Origin of the sequence: Streptomyces sp. NPDC058683 (assembly GCF_042716195.1) — a bacterium.
Lineage (GTDB): Bacteria > Actinomycetota > Actinomycetes > Streptomycetales > Streptomycetaceae > Streptomyces.
The window spans coordinates 1-1862 of sequence record NZ_JBHXSK010000132.1; the positions used below are offsets into that span (position 1 = coordinate 1).

General features: G+C 65.7%; 1 protein-coding gene. It reads left to right on the forward strand.

The features are described from left to right. Positions 1-174 precede the first annotated feature (174 nt). The gene (locus ACFWXC_RS52980) at positions 175-1296 is read left to right on the forward strand and encodes an IS630 family transposase (RefSeq protein ID WP_384491535.1); all 1122 of its coding nucleotides are present in this window, start codon (positions 175-177) and stop codon (positions 1294-1296) included. Positions 1297-1862 lie beyond the last annotated feature (566 nt).

A 1862-nucleotide genomic window follows, 5' to 3' on the forward strand; every position in this document is an offset into this window, starting at 1 on the left:
GGACAGCGTGATCTCCACAGCAGAAGGCCCGGGATGCGACATACCAATAGGGTAGTAACCAACCCTCAGGATTTCTGGCGCATCACACTAGTGCTCTGACCTCATTGGTTCGCCGGGTTGGTCGTCGGGGCGGTTGGATGTGCGGTGACGTCCGTTCCGACCGCTGGGGGTGCGGTGGCCGAGCCTGTCCGTGTGCGCAGACTGACTGACCAGGAAGGGCAGAAGCTGCAGCAGATCGTGCGCCGGGGCAGCACCAGTTCGGTGCGCTACCGGCGCGCAATGATGCTGTTGGCCTCGGCCGGCGGGAACCGTGTCCCGGTGATCGCTCAGCTGGTGCAGGCCGACGAGGACACCGTCCGCGACGTGATCCACCGGTTCAACGAGATCGGCCTGGCCTGCCTGGACCCTCAGTGGGCGGGAGGCCGTCCCCGCCTGCTCAGTCCTGACGACGAGGACTTCGTCGTTGCGACGGCCACCACCCGCCCGACCAAGCTCGGGCAGCCCTTCACCCGCTGGTCCATCCGCAAGCTGCTCGCCTACTTGCGCAAAGTGCACGGCCGGGTCATCCGCATCGGCCGCGAGACGTTACGCCGGTTGCTCGCCCGCCGCAGCGTCACCTTCCAGCGCACCAAGACCTGGAAGGAGTCCCCAGATCCGGACCGCGACGTGAAGTTGGACCGGATCGAGGAGGTCCTGGACCGCTTCCCGGACCGGGTCTTTGCCTTCGACGAGTTCGGCCCGCTCGGTATCCGTCCCACCGGAGGGGCGGGCTGGGCTGCTGCCGGCCACCCCGAGCGGCACCCTGCCACGTACCACTGCACCCACGGTGTCCGGTACTTCCACGGGTGCTACTCGGTCGGCGACGACACTCTCTGGGGCGTCAACCGCTGCAAGAAGAGCGCTGCGAACTCGTTGGCCGCGCTGACGTCGATCCGGGCCGCCCGCCCCGACGGAGCCCCGATCTACGTGATCCTGGACAACCTGTCCGCCCACAAGGGCGAGAAGATCCGTCGCTGGGCGAAGAAGCACCGGGTCGAGCTGTGCTTCACGCCGACCTACGCATCCTGGGCGAACCCGATCGAGGCCCACTTCGGGCCGTTGCGGCAGTTCACCGTCGCCAACTCCAACCACCGCAACCACAGCGTCCAGACTCGGGCGCTGCACGCCTACTTCCGCTGGCGCAACAAGAACGCCCGACACCCCGGCGTCCTCGCAGCTCAACGTCGTGAGCGCGCCCGGATCCGCAGCGAGAAGGGCATCCGATGGGGCAAACGACCTCTCGCTGCCGCAGCCTGACCGACCTGGTGAACCTTCCCCGGCCAGCTCTAGCAGTAGCCGTCCAGCCTGGTTCCAGCAGGAGTGAGGTCTGGCCAGGGGTGCCCTGCTCTGTCCGATGCCGCGGACCTTAGAAGATCAAGAAGACTGCATCCCGGGTAGCTGCGGAAAGTCGAATAGGCGGAACGGTAGTAGCAACTCCAGTAGCTCACGACCCGCCGCTGAGTGCGTGCGAAGAAGGCCGGGTTTTCTACGATGAACTGCCCGTAAGCGAGGCGGCTTCGAGTGCCCGGTGTGGCGAGATCACGAAACTCATCGCGGATGACGACCAGGATCTCCAAGACGTACTCGCCGACCAACTGCACGACGAACGGAACGACCCACGGGTCCACGGAGCCAACGACCTCCGCCAGGTGACGCTGCCTGACCATCCCGTCGCAGTGCCTTGAGTACAAGCAGTGCAGAAGTTGACGTTGACGCGACGAGAGCGACGCTACTGAACCTGAAAGCGTGATGTCGGTCCCGTTCGTCGGACATCGGGCCCTCCGAGCCGGTAGTCCAGTGCGGGTGAGGTATGCACAGGGCGG